Genomic DNA, 14,211 nt, shown 5'->3' on the forward strand with positions numbered 1-14,211 from the left:
CGCCCACCGAGCCCGTGATCGCGTCCAAAGTGTGAGAGCGGTGCTAAGTTCTGGCTCAATTACGTTCGGACAGGGGGGTTTACGATTTCTCGCAACAAGCTCACACGTCACATCATTGCGGTGGTCCTACTGGTGCTGGCGGCAGCCGCATCGCAGGTCGCGGCCGCTCACGCGGCGCCGTCGTTTCAGCAGTTCGCACGTCAGGACGTCGTCGTCGGCACATTCTTCAACAGCGACAACGACCTCACCGACACCATGTACTACTCGACGGACGGTAAGACGTTCAGGTACCTTTCGACGCCGTATCGACACGGGCAGAACGGATTCAGCGATCCGTCGATCATCTATCACCGTGGCTACTTCTGGATGCTCGCCAATTGGCCCCGCAAAGACGGCAAGTTCTGGCCGATGATCGGCGTGTCCAAGGACGGTCGAAATTGGTCGCGCCCCGAGGGCAAGATGTTCAACGGCGGCGCCTACGCAGGCATCCCGCTCGTGCCCGCGCCGGGCGGAGGCGATATCGTCGCACCGGACTGGTACCGGGCACCCGATGGCAGCATCTACATCGTCCTCAGCGCAGGCTACTTCGGACACTTCCGCGGCCAGGTCGGGGCAGATCGCATGTCGCCCTATGTCATTCGAGTCAATCAACTCGACATCAATCCGGCGGGGCGTGGTCGCGCCGTCCCCGTCGGCAAGAACATCGTCTTCAACACGGGGCCTGCGACGCGCATCAACCTCGCGCCCGGCGCCGCGGACAGGATCGACGGTTCGTTCTTCCAGCAAGGGGGCACCAAGTACCTCACCATCAAGCGCGATGGCACCTGCAACGAGGTGTGGCGGTCGGGCTCGTTCAACGGCCCGTGGCGACGCGACGTCGATTGCGCCGCGCACATGCAGGAGGGCCCAAGCATGACGCGCGTCGGCGGACGCTACTTCCTGTACACCGACAAGATCTACGGTGAACGCAAGATCTACTACTCCACCGCGCCGTCGCCGAGCGGACCGTGGTCAGAGCCGACTCCCATCAGCACCGTGGGCGGACCCGGCCGCACACGACACGGCACCGTGATCCGACTCGACGACGCCGGCGCCAAGTGCGCCGTCTACCGGATCGTCTACGGACCCGGCTGTGCCCTGCCGTCCGGCCCGAGCGGCCCAGACCTGGGCAGCGTCACAGGGTTGTTCGGAAGCTGAGTTCCAGTTCGGTGGATAACCCACTCTGTAGAGAATCGGCGGCGATCGGAGCAATCCGGTCGCCGCCGATGACGTTTCACCCTTCGAGCAGCTTATTAGCTGCAGCAGCATGTTCGGTTCACTTGTTCGTATGAATTACTGCGCCACAGCCACTTTCGGATAGCACCCGATTCGAGAACCCTGTTAGTTTCCTGGCAATCGCCAACTCGATAGGGGCAGTTCAGTGACGAAGCGCGCGATGAAGAAAATGACCGCCGGACGCCGCCTCGCGGTATCGATCGGCATGGGTGCCGCGGTGCTCACGGCGGGAGCTCCGGCAGTCGCGGCGGCAGATACTCCCGATGCCGGCACCGGATCGAGCGCCAGCACCGCGACAGACGGCTCGCCCGTGGCAGCACCATCCTCGGAGTCCGCCGGAGCGAGCAACGGCACGAGCCCCGTGAGCACTCCCTCAACGACCGCCCCCGGTTCGACAAGTGTCACCGTCGACAGTGCGGAGGCGACGGGGAGTGTGGCACCGTCCTCTGCTGCCACAGCGGACTCCTCGGCTCCAGCAACAGAATCCACACCGTCGAGCGCGCCGGGTACTCCCTTGGACGCCGCCCTCGCGACCGGGACGCCTTCCCCGGGCTCACACCAGTCACCCACGGTGACGGCTACGCCTCCCGTCGATACGCCGGACCAGCCGTATGGAAAGCACGCAGCACCCGAGCCATCGTCGACGCCAAGCGTCGTATCTGGGGCCGAGTCCGCGCTGGTGACGTCCCACTCGCCCGCTCCGACCATGCCTGAGGGTGCGACGGCCGACGTCACGGAGTACACGCCATATGTCGACTGGCGCAGCGACGCCGAGGTCACGAGCCTTGAGTCCATATCCGGCAAGGAGGCCGTCGTTTCAGAGGCTCCGGTTGAGAACGAGATCTCTTCTACCGGAACAGCTCCGGTCGCGGCGACCGCCTTGGCACTGACGACGATGGGCGCAGGGGCGGCAACGACACGGCCACGTCTGACCGCGAACTCGACCCCCGAAGAGGTCGCTGCGTACTACGCATGGATCGAGGAGACCAAGACCGCGTCACAGGTCGCAGACGCCACCAACGAGTACTGGAACTACGGGGACGACGACTGGACCGCGGCGTGGAACACCGGCGACCCGACCGCGGACGGAGCATTCATCAAGACCGGTGCCCCAGCCGGACTCACCTACAGCGTCGACGACAGCCGAGTCACTCTGCACAACAACAGCACAACCGATGTCGCAGTCGTGGGATTGCTGTATCCCGACTACTCGTCACAAGGTGTGACGGTCATCAGAGCTGGCGAGAGCTACACGATCGAGGAGTCGGGCAGCAATCCGCTGGGCGTGAATGGCTACATCGTCCAGACGGCACGCCAGGACGGCAAACCAGTACTCATTGGTCAGATCACGACAATGCAGTCGTCGTTGATGCCGTTCAGCGTCACGGTGGCGCCCGTGACATCGACCCACCAGCAGTCCGATTACATTCTGTTGCAAGGCACTTCGGTCATCGATCCATCACATGCCGACCCGGGCGACCGCTTCGTCGACCAGAACGAGTATCTCGCGTCGATCGGTTCAGACGGCTCGCCCAGTCTCATTCGACACTTCGTCAATCCCGAACCCGCAGGTGTCAGCTACTCGAAGAACTCTGACGGCAGCACCACGATTTTCAACGAAGGGACTGACGACATCGCGATCTCGCAGTCCACCACCGGCGGCCAGATTCTCGCCTTTGACATTCTCAAGCCGGGTCAGCGCGCGACGTACACGGCAGTCCCCGGTTCTCCCGTCAGTAGTGTCGAGGTGCAGGCACCACGCAGCCACAGCAACGAGTACAACGTTCTCGGCGCCGTGACTTTCGCTTACACCGTTACCGGCCCGGTCTCGTCGTCGCCGGGGAATGGAATCCCGGCCATCCCCGTCCACGATGCGCCGCTGCCCGAAAACCATGCTCCCGGTGGGACTCTCGAAGCCCAACAGAAGCCCGCCAACCAGCGCACGATGCACTACGTCGCGCACGTAAGCGACATCGACGGCGATAGTCTCACGTACTCGATCGTCAAACAGCCAACCAACGGCGTCGTCACCAACCACGGCGACGGCACGTTCACCTTCACACCAACTGATCCTGCCGACCTGCACGACGGCGTCGTCGGTAAACCCGTCACCGCCTGGGACCTGCTGGCTGGCGACTTCACGACGATGCCCGACAACTCCTTTGTGGTCGAGGTTTCCGATGGAAAGGGCGGATCATCACGTATCGGCGCGATTGTCTACTACATGTTCACCGAGGAGGACAACACGCCTCCAGGTGTCACGGTGACCGGAGGACAAAGCGGCGTCGGTGAAGGCGCGTGGAAAATCTCGATCGACGACGCCGACGGCGACCGCACAACCTACTACGTGGGCACACAGCCCGCATTCGGACGTGCCTCCAGTTCAACGCCATACACGACCGAGGACGGCGTCGTCCACGACGACCATCTGATCTTCTACACACCCGACCTGGTTCGAGCCCATCAGGGCGCCTACGATGACACGTTCACCGTTACCGTCAACGACGGCCACTACGGCGGGTTGGTCAGTACACCGGTCAGCGTGCACGTGCCCTTCCACAACTACGCACCGACCGTGGACGTCTACCCGGTCGACACCCCCGCGCGGGGGCACTCATTGACCTATTCGGTGTCAGCCCATGACGAAGATAGCGATCCACTCACCGTCACAGCCACCACCGCAGGAGGTGGGTCGGTGACAATGAAAGACTCCACGATCACCTACGTCCCGCAGGCGTCGACCTCGCCGATCTCCTACGACAAAATACGTGTCACAGTGAGCGACGGTTTTGACGCGTCCTCCACCGAAACGACGGTGATGATTGTCAATGTCTCCAAAGTCGTCGGAGTAAGCGGGGTCGATGGTTCAGCCGACGCTTTACTCGTCGTCGATGCCGATTCCGACACGGCGCGCAACGTGCTCGAGGCCACCCACAACGGCGGCAGCTTTCTCAGTGGCAACTCCTACGACGTCGACGGCGCCCAGCTGTTTCTCGCCGCGGTGTCGGCCTACTTCGCAAAGCAAGACATCGATGATGTGATATCGCAAATCAAGACCGTGAATAAACGCGTCACACTCGGGCGAGCAATCGGCTGGGGCGCCTTCGAGTCTTCGCTCTTCACCACGGAGGAAATGGAGACATACCACAACCGCCTCAAGACAGTTGAGGGTTCAGCGCTATCGCCGAGAGTGCGGGAGTACTACAAAGAGCAACTGCGGCAAAACGCTCGCGCCGAGTTGAAGGCGCGCGTCGTTGCACGCGAGACAGCACACCCGGTCAAAACATACTTGGGATCAGCTCTCAAGGTCCTCGGTGGGGCCATGGTCGTATACAGCATCGAGCAAGCTGCCGATGAACTCATGAACGCAAAGACCGACGAGGAAAAGAGCGTCGCAACGATGCATTTGGTCTTCGCGAGCGCCCCCGTGGTCGGAGCTGGCGTCGGCTGCGCCGTTGGCGCCGTAGGCGCCGGGTTGATCTCGGCCGGTGTCGGCTCAGTCGGCGGCTGCCTGCTCGGGGCACGTGCGGGTTACGCAATAGGTAGTGCAGTGTCAACCGCGAGCGTGCTCACTGAAGGCATTTACAACCTGGCAACCAACCCGACAATCCAGCGCTCAGTGTCAGAAGCCGGTACTGCGGCTTGGGACTACGCGACCAGCCACGCGAAGTCTAGCGGCGAGGGTGTCGCGAGGGCGATGCGTTCTGGCGAGCAGCAAATCGAGCAAGGCGCCAAGTGGGCTACGGATACCTCCGACAAGTTCTTCAACTGGGCCCACAACACCTTGCCGCACTGAGAACATCCGATCCATGCTCCGGTACGTCGACCTAGATGGTCGTTCTCACGAGCCAGCGGGCTACAATTGCCACCGTGGTCATCTTCTTCGAAATTCTGCTGGTCCTCGCGGCCGTCCTGATCACCTGGTTTGCGCTGTACGTGCTCTACCGACTGGTCACAGACGAATCGTGACCTCCCCGGAGGACGCACAGCCCGACGACGCCGTCGCCGCCCGTAGATCAGGCGACGAGGCGATCAGCCAGGCCGATTCGCGCGCTGCCGAGTCAGGTAGCCGCGAACGCAACGTACCCGCGTGGGACGATCTGCCGCTCAAGCCCGATACCGCCAACCTGCGGCTCGGCGCGGACCTCCACCAGGGACTTCTCGCGTTACTACCCCTCGTGGGAGTGTGGCGGGGCGAGGGTGAGGGACACGATCCCGTCACCCATACCGATTACCACTTCGCCCAGCAGATCGTCGTCAGTCATGACGGGCAGAACTTCCTGAACTGGGAGTCGCGTTCCTGGGTCATCGACGAGGACGCCAACTTCCTGCGTCCCGACCAGCGTGAGACCGGATACTGGCGCATCACCGAGGACGACTCCATCGAACTTCTCCTCGCCCATGCCGAGGGCTGGGTCGAGCTGTTCTACGGCCGGCCGCTGAACCAGACGTCGTGGAATCTCACCACCGACGCCGTCGTGCGCTCGGAGACGAGCGCCCCCGCAGGCAACGCCAAACGCCTTTACGGCATCGTTCCCGACGGCGACCTCGCCTACGTCGAAGAACGCGTCGACTCCGACGGCGACCTCACACCGCGCCTGTCCGCCAAGCTGCGCCGGTTCGTGGGATAGTTCCGCCACCGCCATGCTGCGCGATCACACCGGTGCACCACGGTCACTTCCGGTCTATCTCGCTCTCGTGTGGTTTCCCGTCCTGTCAACGTTGCTGTTCGGCCAGATCTCGACGACACTCTTCGCGTCGGTCCTCGCCGCGCTGGTGATCGCCGTCGTCGCGCACGATGGCAACGCTGGCGCATGCGCCCGCCGAATCATGGTGCAGGTCTTGACGATCTTGCACACCGCACAGCCACAAACACCCCACCTGACCTTTCCACCCCCGCGTAGAGACGATACGAGAATCGCTCTGCGGCAACACGTTCACACACTCGGCGCGATAGCACCGCGCGCTCCTGCGGCAGCCGTCTGACGCCCGACGCCGCGCGCGTCGGGGCCCGGCCGCCCACCTTTCCCCACGTGTGAAGGAAGTTCTTCTCGTGCTGTCCATTTCGGGTGCCCGACGCACCCTCGGTTCGCAAACCCTCTTCGACGACCTCGATCTCACCGTCCCACCCGGCTGCTGCGCCTGCGTCATCGGGCCCAACGGCGCGGGCAAGTCGACGCTGTTGCGCTGCGTCGTCGACGACGACCGACTCGACGCCGGCACGATCGACGTGTTCGGTATGCAACCCGACGATCGTTCGCCGCGTTTTCGCGGCCTCGTCTCCGCCGAGATCGGCGACCAGGCAACGTTCTTCGACGCAACACTGAACGAACATCTCTACCTGCTGGCCCGCACACATCGGATGAACGACGTCGACGTAGACGCCGTACTCGACGACGCCGGTCTCGGTGACCTCAGTGACCGGTATCCGCATACCCTCTCCACCGGTCAGCGACAACGGTTCGCACTCGCAGCCGCTCTATTTCGACCCGCGCGACTGCTCGTTCTCGACGAACCCGAACGCGGACTCGACCTCGACGGCCAGGAACAGCTGGCCGCGAAGCTGTCGGCCAGCGCACAATCCGGCGTCGCGCTGTTAGTTGCCACCCACAGCCCCACGCTCGTCGAACGCTGCGCCGACATCGTCGTGGAGATCGGTCGATGAGCTGGCGCATACGGACGGGCCGTCTTCCCGATCTCCGATTCCGCTGGATGCGACGATACGATTTCACCTGGGTCGAGCTCGTCTTCTGCGTCGCGGTTTCTTGCGGCGGTCTGGTCACTCTGTTGACCCCGTCGCGGGTGTCACGGGTCGTCGAACTGTCAGGCCCCGCGGCCGACCACCCCACTGCTGCACTGATCCTAGCGGGGGCGGTGGTCGGCATCCTGGTGCATCAGTGGTCTGTTGTCTGGGGACCCATACGCGTCGACCGCCCCACGACACGGTGGATTCTTTCGGGTCCCGACGACCGGAATCCGCCGCTCGCGAGGCGCCTCGCCACCACCTGCGCTGCTGCGATCGGGTGCTGCGTCGCGGCAGCGGCGGTACTGACGACACTGCATCCCGGATCGGTGCCGATCGTGTTGCCAGCCGGTGCGGCGGTGGGTGCGGTGGCGATCGGCGCAGCGTACGTCCGGCAGGTCACGGCAGATCGCAGACACTCGTCGGCGCTCGCCTTCGGTCTCTCACCGAAACGACTGCACCGCAACAGCTTCGCTCCCCACGACGGCTACGCCGACGCACTCCGGCTGGCGGCGAGCATGCTCGACACCGGGTGGCTCACCGACAACCGCACGGTGCGGTGGCAGCGTCGACACTCGGCAGCGCAAACACGGCCACTGCCCCGATCGTGGATGGGGGTCGTCGTCGAAATCGACAGGCGGCGAATGCTCCGACATCCGGATGCCTGCGTTCGATGGCTTGTGTGCGTTGCGGCCGTAGTTGTTGTGCCGCAGGTGATCACCGTGCACTATGGTTCTGCGCTGGTAATCGCCGCGCTCGCCTACGCTGCAGGCAACAGCTTGACCGGTGGACTCCGCGCGGTCACCGAGAACCCCGCTCTGCGACGCGCGACCGGCCTCGCTGACCGACCGATAATGCTGGCTCACATGGTGTTACCGGCATTCGGTGTCGTCGTGGCGTGCGCAGTTGGCGCTCTGGCATGGCAATTGTCGATAACTGCAACGTCAGCCTTGTTGTGCGGCATACTTTTCGCCGTGTACCGGCGCGCGACGCGTCCACCACTGCCCTACGATGCCCCTGCAGTCACCGAATTGTTGGTGACTGGCGCTACGATTCAGCCGCAGCTGTTCACCGCCATGCTGCGCGGGACGGTCGCGATGCTCGGCACCGGGGTGATCGTCGGCATGCTGTGAGAGTGCGGCATCGGAGAGCCGTGGTTCATACGCGCAGTTGCGGCGGCGGGCCGTCGAAGAAGAACTGCAGCGCGAGCGGGCCGTCGTCGATGATCTCGCCCACCAGGACGGGGCGCCCGCCTCGACGCTCGCCCTGCAGGATGTGGAACTCGCTGTCGGGCAGGATGCGCGACGAACCGCTCGGCAAGTAGGTGAACAGCGCACCGTCGGTGCCGCAGAGACCTGAGGTCGACAGGATCGCCAGGTCGGCGAGGCCCTCGTTGTGCAAGACCAGGTGACCTGTGGCGGCACCGGCGATTCCGAGTCGGCTGTAGCCGAGGTTCTCGACCGTCCCGATGATCCAATTGGTCGGCCCGTCATTGGTCCACTCCGGATCGTCGGCGGTGAGGTAGCGGCGACGCACTGCCGCAGTGCGGTTCGACGATGCGTGCATACGCGTGTGGAGAGATCTGACCGCGCTGGTTGTTCTCATCATCGGCCTCCTGGCTGTCACGAATCACGGCGAAAGAGTGCTTCTGACACGAAGTTCACTCCTCGGCGTCGGCAGCCGCATGCGTAATGCACTACTCGTAGTCGGAATTGCCCGACAACCCGATGCAGCCGCACTACCTCAGACATGGAACGACCCCCGCATCACCCGTCAGCGACGGGCAGATCGGCCGGACGGCCGGATGCGGGGGTCGGGTGACCATCTGGTATTCGCCAACGGGCGAAGGTGCCTAAGTCACAGGCGGTCCGCCGTTAGCGGATGGCCACCTCACGTGTCCGTATGTCATACAACTTCAGACCCCCTCCTTTCTCGTGTACGACCGAACGTACGCCCGCCCCGAGGTGCTCGCAACGCCTTTTTCGATGCGCATACCGAGGTCGGATCTTCGTTGAGATTTTTTGTCAGACCTCGAATGTATGTTTGGTTCATGTCCTTGGAAACCACTCTCGACGCCGACGCAGCTGCGCCCGGTGCGTCGTCTGATGCCGGGCTCTTCGGCGCGCCGACGATGCCGCCGATCGTCGAGCAGATGTGCGAGGACGAGGATCTGTCGAAGACCGATCTGGTCGAGATCATCGCGCACTGCGCGTCGGTTCGCGCCAGTGCCGATTATCGAATGCTGCAGGCTATCAGTCTGATTCACGAAGAGCACGAGGAAGACTACGGCTCCGAGATCGGCGAAGCACACCCCGGTCCCGCTGATTCCCCGGAGGATCTGCACGCGCTGACGACGCTCGCCAGATCCGGTGGTGACCCGCGCGCCCGGTTCGGTCCGGACGGACTCGAGCGCACCATCGCCGACGTCGGCGCGGTCCTCTCGGTCTCGCCCGCCAGGGCACGTCAGCTGATCACCGCGGGGCATGCCGTGCGCTACCGCCTACCGCTCACCGGATCGGTGCTCGCGTGCGGACGTCTCGACCTGCCCCAGTTCCCGTCGTCCTGTCACGCACCGCTCTGTGCGGACCCGACACCATCGCCGACGTCGACGCCCGAATCGCCTCGGCACTGCTGGCACGCGACAAGATGTCGACGACACGACTCAAGGCACTCGTCGACAGCGTCGTCGCACAACTCGACCCTCCCGCGGTCAAGAGGCAGCGCGAGCTCGTCGACCACGACCGCGACGTGCAGGTACGGCCAGACCGGCACCAGCCGGGACAGTCCCGCATCAGCGGAACGCTGCCCATCGAGTCCGGCGTCATGATCAATGCCCGCCTCAACTCGATGGCCGACGCCGTCCACGACGCCGACCCGCGCACTCACGCACAACGTCGAGCCGACGCCCTGACCGCCTTCGCGCACGGCGAGAGCTGCCTCACCTGTAGATGCGAGGCCTGTGCAGCCGCAGTCGAGCTCGCCGAGTCCGGCAACGAACCATCCGACGACCTGCCCGACCACGCCACCGCACCGGCACCATTGGTCCCGCCCTCGCCGAGAGCGGTCATCCACGTCGTCGTCAACGAGTCCACCATCAATGGCCACGACGACAAGCCCGGATTCATCGACGGGCACGGCGTCGTTGATGCGGAGACGATCCGAAAGCTACTCACCGACGCCGAGATCGACTTCCTCGATCCCGCGACGATCAACGAGCGCGCCGCCTCATCGGCCTTGCGGTACACGCCGAGCAAGAAGCTCGATGCCCTGATCCGTTCGGGCGAGCTGTGCTGCACATTCCCCGGGTGCAGCAACCCTGTGTGGCGCGCCGACGTCGATCACGGCGAGGCTTTCAACCGCAGCAACCCGCAGGCCGGAGGCGCCACACTGGCGTCAAACCTCAAGCCGCTCTGCAGGTTTCACCACAGGATCAAGACCTTCGGCAACTGGCGCGACCTGCAGACCGTGATGGGGACAACTCTGTTCGTCTCCCCCACCGGGCACACCTTCGTCGGCAATGCGTTCACAGGCTTCAACCTGTTCCGAGGCCTGCACAGACAAAAGCCACCCGATCACCCTGCCAATCGACGAATCAACGCCGCACACGACGCCAAGCGGCGTCGAGCAGAGCGTGCCGAAAAGCGCTGGAACGACGAGAACCCGCCGCCCTACTGAGACATGTCAGCTTTATCGGGAGCCCACCGGTTCCCATTCGATTCGCACGAAGTCAGCAGACTCCGCGCGCGGTGGCTGATGGGTCACGACCACCACGGTCCGCTCGGGACCGAACATGCCCCCCACCGGCGTCAGTAGGCGGGCCAGCAACTGCTCGGCGTCCGCGGCGTCGAGGTGTTCGGTCGGCTCGTCGAGCAGCACCACCGGTGCCCGGTGCAGCAGTGCACGGGCAAGCAACAGTCGACGACGCTGCCCACCGCTGATCGCCTCCGCCCCACCGGTCAGCACCGTGTCGAGGCCGTCGGGCAGACCGGCCACCCAGTCGCCGAGGCCGACGGTCGCCAGCGCCTCGCGCATCTCGTCGTCGGTCACGTCGCCACGGGCCACGCGCAGGTTCTCACCGAGCGTCGTCGAGAAGATGTGCGCTTCTTCGGCGAAATAGCATGCAGCCGAACGCGATGCGATCGGCGTACCGTCCTGAGCGGTCGCAGTCACCGAACCGGCACGCGGCTCGAGCAGACCGGCAATGGTCAGCAGGAGCGTCGACTTTCCGATGCCGCTCGGGCCGACAACGGCGAGCCGCGATCCCGGCGGAAGAACCTGGGAGATGCCCTCGTCTGGACCGAGCGTCGGCGGTGTGGCGTCGGCCGTCGCGGGCCACCCCCACCTCAGTTGATCGAGCGTCATCGTCACCGGCCCGGCGTGTACCGGTACGTCGATGTCGTCGGCGCTATCCGCAGGAGCTTCGACGTCGACACCCTCGGCACGGGCACCGTCGACCAGCGCCATCACGCGCGCCGCGCTCTGGCGGCTGCGCTCCAGTTGGATGCCCGCCTCGGTCAGCGGTGCCGTCGACTCGAATGCCGAGAGCGGCAACAGAATCAGCACGCCGAGGATCATCGGGGTCAGTCCGCGTCCGCTCGCGACGTCAGCGAGGGAGCCCGAAGTCGACGAAGCCAGGTGGATTCCGATCAAGCACGCGGCCAGCAGCGAAACCCCTAGCGAAAGCGGCGTTGCCGCGGCTGCCAGTGACTGAACGCGCACACCACGATCGGCAGCGACGATGGCGTCGTCATCCGCGGCACGGGCGTCGGCCAAGACCGCGTCACGACGCCGTCCGACGATCAGCTCCGGCGCGTGCCAGAGCGCGGTGGACGCGGTGTCGGCGGCACGTGTCGTTGCGGCGGCACTGTCGGCGATGGCACGCGCCGACCCCCGCGCCGCGAGCCACGGCGCAACGACTCCACTGACGATGAGCGCGATTGCCAACACGACTGCAGCCCAACCCGATACGCACGCCATGATGATGATTGCCGCGAGCGACGTGGTGAATCCGACGCCGATCGGTATCAGTCCACGGATCAGTGCGTTACCGAGTTCGTCGATGTCGTCGCCGGTGCGGGTCAGCAGATCACCCCGCCGCAACGTGACCGAGTACGCGGGCGAACCGGTGGCCAACGCCAGGTACAGCCGTTCCCGCGCCGTCGCCATGCCGCCGAGCGCCAGATCGTGTGTCGCCAGCCGCTCCAGATAGCGGAACAGACCGCGCGAGATACCCAGCGCGCGCACCGCGGTGATCGCGACGGACAGAAACAACACAGGCGGCATCTGCCACGCGCGTGTGATCAGCCACGCGGACAGCGCAGCCAAGCCCAACGCCGCCAGCGCACCGGCGACCCCGAGCAACAACGACCGCGCAACCGGCTTCCACCTCAGATCGAGGAAACCCAATGCACGCACAAGCGGATCACTGCGCCACCCGGACTCGTTGTCAGCCAACGCCGATCACCTCCGGAAATTCGACGATGCTGTCGGCATAAGCACGCGCAACCGGACGATGCGCGACGACGACCACCGTGTCGCCTGCCCACGCGCGCCGCGCGATCGCGCCTAGAACCGACGCTTCCGACGCCGCGTCGAGGTGAGCCGTCGGTTCATCGAGCAACAACAGTGGCGCAGGTGACGCCAACGCCCGTGTCAACGCGAGGCGTTGACGCTGACCCGCAGACAAACCGACACCGCCCGCGCCGAGTTCGGTATCGAGTCCTTTCGGTAGGGAGCGCACGACGTCATCGAAACCCGTTGTGGTGGAAGCCACTTCGAATGATTCCGGCGCCAACTGCCCGAATAGTGCGAGGTTCTCGGCGACCGTCCCCGGCACGATGACCGGTTGTTGCGGAAGCCAGATCACCTGCTCGTGGTACGCGGTCGGTTCGAGTTCTGCGACCGGGATCGAGCCGACCAGAACCGACCCGTCGTCGGGTGCGATCAGGCCGAGCATGGTCGCGACGGCCGTCGACTTGCCGGCGCCGTTCGGGCCGGTGAACAGCGTGAACTGTCCGGGTTCGATGGTGGTCGTCAGACCGTAGGGCGCCCAGCCGTCACGCCCATGGACGCCAACGTCGAGAAGCCGGATCGGTTCTCCCGCTACGGTGCACGTGCGCGTTCGACGAGACGTCGACGGTGCCGTGACATCGCCGGAATCGATCAGCTCCAGCACCTCGTTCGCCGCTGCGACCCCGTCGGCCGAATTGTGGAACTGCGCACCCACCTGGCGTAGCGGCAAATACGCCTCGGGCGCGAGGATGAGTGCGAAGACACCGGCGTACAGGCTCATATCGCCGAACACCAGCCGCAATCCGATGCCGACCGCGACCAGAGCGACACACAGCGTCGCCAAGAACTCGAGCACACCACCGGAGAGAAACGCCACCCGCAGCCCGGACATGGTGCTGCGCTTGTGTTCTCGACCCAGCTCGGCGACGCGTTCCGCCGGCGCCTTTGCGCGATTGAGTGCACGCAACGTCGGCAGACCTGCGATCAGGTCGAGCACTTGCGAATTCAGCGTGCTCATCGTCTTGAGCTTGCGCTCGGTACGATCCCGGGTCATCAGTCCGATGAGGATCATGAACAACGGGATGAGCGGCAGCGTGATGATGATGATCAACGCCGACGGCCAGTCGGCCAACCCGATCACGATCACGACGGTCGGGGTCACCAGCACCGTCACGATCAACGCGGGGACATAGCCCGAGAGATACGGCCCCAGCGCATCGAGTCCGCGCAACAGGACCGTCGTCGCATGTTCCCTGCGCCGCAACAACTCTCGCGTCGGGGTGCGGTCGGGATCGGTCAACACACGCAGCGCCCGTGCACGCAGCTCGGCAATGGTCGACGCCGACGCACGGTGCGCGTACCGGTCATGCGCGTACGACATGATCACGCGAAGCGCCAACGCGCAGGCCAGAATCCACAGATGCGTCGACTGCGCCGAGATCGACCTGCGGGCCGGGTCGACGATGATCTCCGACAGGATCGACGCCGTCATCGCCGCGGCGACAAGCATCGCGACAGTGGTGATCGACGCCGAGATCGCGGTCACCGCAACGTAGCGGCGGGTCGAGGGCGAGCACTTCAGCAGACGAGGAACCGGCGGGCGGCACCCCCCCCACGGCGCCGCCCCCCCCGCCCCGGGGGCCGCCCCGCGTTTTGGCCTGGCGGCCCCCCGGCTCTATGCC

Annotated in this window: 11 protein-coding genes; 7 read left to right on the top strand and 4 right to left on the bottom strand. The window is 64.8% G+C overall.

Annotated elements, in window-relative coordinates; all coding sequences use genetic code 11:
* The first annotated feature begins 120 nt into the window (after positions 1 to 120).
* Positions 121 to 1,197 carry a hypothetical protein gene (locus tag B3T59_RS16625; RefSeq protein WP_287004368.1) on the top strand — a complete coding sequence of 359 codons (1,077 nt, stop codon included), beginning with the start codon at positions 121 to 123 and terminating at the stop codon, positions 1,195 to 1,197.
* Positions 1,198 to 1,380: 183 nt separating this feature from the next.
* Here B3T59_RS16625 and B3T59_RS16630 read toward each other — a convergent pair whose 3' ends face one another.
* A complete protein-coding gene (locus B3T59_RS16630; protein WP_287004370.1) occupies positions 1,381 to 2,010 on the bottom strand; it encodes a hypothetical protein in 630 nt (209 codons plus the stop codon).
* On the opposite strand from B3T59_RS16630, the gene B3T59_RS16635 reads away from it, so the two are divergent.
* The 5 genes from B3T59_RS16635 to B3T59_RS16655 all read left to right on the top strand — a co-directional run bounded on the left by B3T59_RS16635 (position 1,982) and on the right by B3T59_RS16655 (position 8,151).
* Positions 1,982 to 5,071 carry an Ig-like domain-containing protein gene (locus tag B3T59_RS16635; RefSeq protein WP_287004371.1) on the top strand — a complete coding sequence of 1,030 codons (3,090 nt, stop codon included), beginning with the start codon at positions 1,982 to 1,984 and terminating at the stop codon, positions 5,069 to 5,071. The two genes, B3T59_RS16630 and B3T59_RS16635, sit on opposite strands and share 29 nt — an antisense overlap.
* Positions 5,072 to 5,240: 169 nt before the next feature.
* Positions 5,241 to 5,906 (top strand): FABP family protein, encoded by a 666-nt coding sequence (locus B3T59_RS16640; RefSeq protein ID WP_005204210.1) that lies wholly within the window; start codon positions 5,241 to 5,243, stop codon positions 5,904 to 5,906.
* Between the two features lie 13 nt (positions 5,907 to 5,919).
* Complete coding sequence (locus B3T59_RS16645) at positions 5,920 to 6,261, top strand: hypothetical protein (protein ID WP_251721894.1); 342 nt, start codon at positions 5,920 to 5,922, stop codon at positions 6,259 to 6,261.
* Between the two features lie 67 nt (positions 6,262 to 6,328).
* Entirely contained in the window at positions 6,329 to 6,940 is a 612-nt protein-coding gene (locus tag B3T59_RS16650; RefSeq protein WP_251721893.1) for an ABC transporter ATP-binding protein, read from the top strand.
* On the top strand, positions 6,937 to 8,151 hold the full coding sequence (locus B3T59_RS16655) for a DUF6297 family protein (RefSeq protein ID WP_287004373.1): 1,215 nt from the start codon (positions 6,937 to 6,939) through the stop codon (positions 8,149 to 8,151). Before B3T59_RS16650 ends, B3T59_RS16655 begins: the two co-directional genes overlap by 4 nt.
* Positions 8,152 to 8,176: 25 nt before the next feature.
* Here the strand turns inward: B3T59_RS16655 and B3T59_RS16660 are convergent, their stop codons facing one another.
* Positions 8,177 to 8,626 (bottom strand): hypothetical protein, encoded by a 450-nt coding sequence (locus tag B3T59_RS16660; protein WP_287004375.1) that lies wholly within the window; start codon positions 8,624 to 8,626, stop codon positions 8,177 to 8,179.
* A gap of 918 nt (positions 8,627 to 9,544) precedes the next feature.
* Here B3T59_RS16660 and B3T59_RS16665 point away from each other — a divergent pair.
* Positions 9,545 to 10,693 carry an HNH endonuclease signature motif containing protein gene (locus tag B3T59_RS16665; protein WP_287004376.1) on the top strand — a complete coding sequence of 383 codons (1,149 nt, stop codon included), beginning with the start codon at positions 9,545 to 9,547 and terminating at the stop codon, positions 10,691 to 10,693.
* A 12-nt stretch (positions 10,694 to 10,705) separates the two neighbouring features.
* Here the strand turns inward: B3T59_RS16665 and cydC are convergent, their stop codons facing one another.
* Together cydC and cydD are read right to left on the bottom strand one after the other, a co-directional pair.
* Positions 10,706 to 12,472: a thiol reductant ABC exporter subunit CydC gene (cydC, locus tag B3T59_RS16670; protein WP_287004378.1), complete on the bottom strand. Its 1,767-nt coding sequence runs from the start codon at positions 12,470 to 12,472 to the stop codon at positions 10,706 to 10,708.
* Positions 12,465 to 14,075: a thiol reductant ABC exporter subunit CydD gene (cydD, locus tag B3T59_RS16675; RefSeq protein ID WP_287004380.1), complete on the bottom strand. Its 1,611-nt coding sequence runs from the start codon at positions 14,073 to 14,075 to the stop codon at positions 12,465 to 12,467. The genes cydC and cydD overlap by 8 nt, the downstream gene beginning before the upstream one ends.
* Between the last annotated feature and the right edge of the window lie 136 nt (positions 14,076 to 14,211).

The organism is Gordonia sp. UBA7860 (assembly GCF_002500165.1).
GTDB lineage: Bacteria > Actinomycetota > Actinomycetes > Mycobacteriales > Mycobacteriaceae > Gordonia > Gordonia sputi.

What these genes read in the sequence shown, in the direction of transcription:
- B3T59_RS16635 (WP_287004371.1), top strand. Translation starts at nt 1,982, where the DNA reads ATGCCTGAGGGTGCGACGGCCGACGTCACGGAGTACACGCCATATGTC.
- B3T59_RS16645 (WP_251721894.1), top strand. Translation starts at nt 5,920, where the DNA reads ATGCTGCGCGATCACACCGGTGCACCACGGTCACTTCCGGTCTATCTC.
- B3T59_RS16655 (WP_287004373.1), top strand. Translation starts at nt 6,937, where the DNA reads ATGAGCTGGCGCATACGGACGGGCCGTCTTCCCGATCTCCGATTCCGC.
- B3T59_RS16660 (WP_287004375.1), bottom strand. Translation starts at nt 8,626, where the DNA reads ATGATGAGAACAACCAGCGCGGTCAGATCTCTCCACACGCGTATGCAC.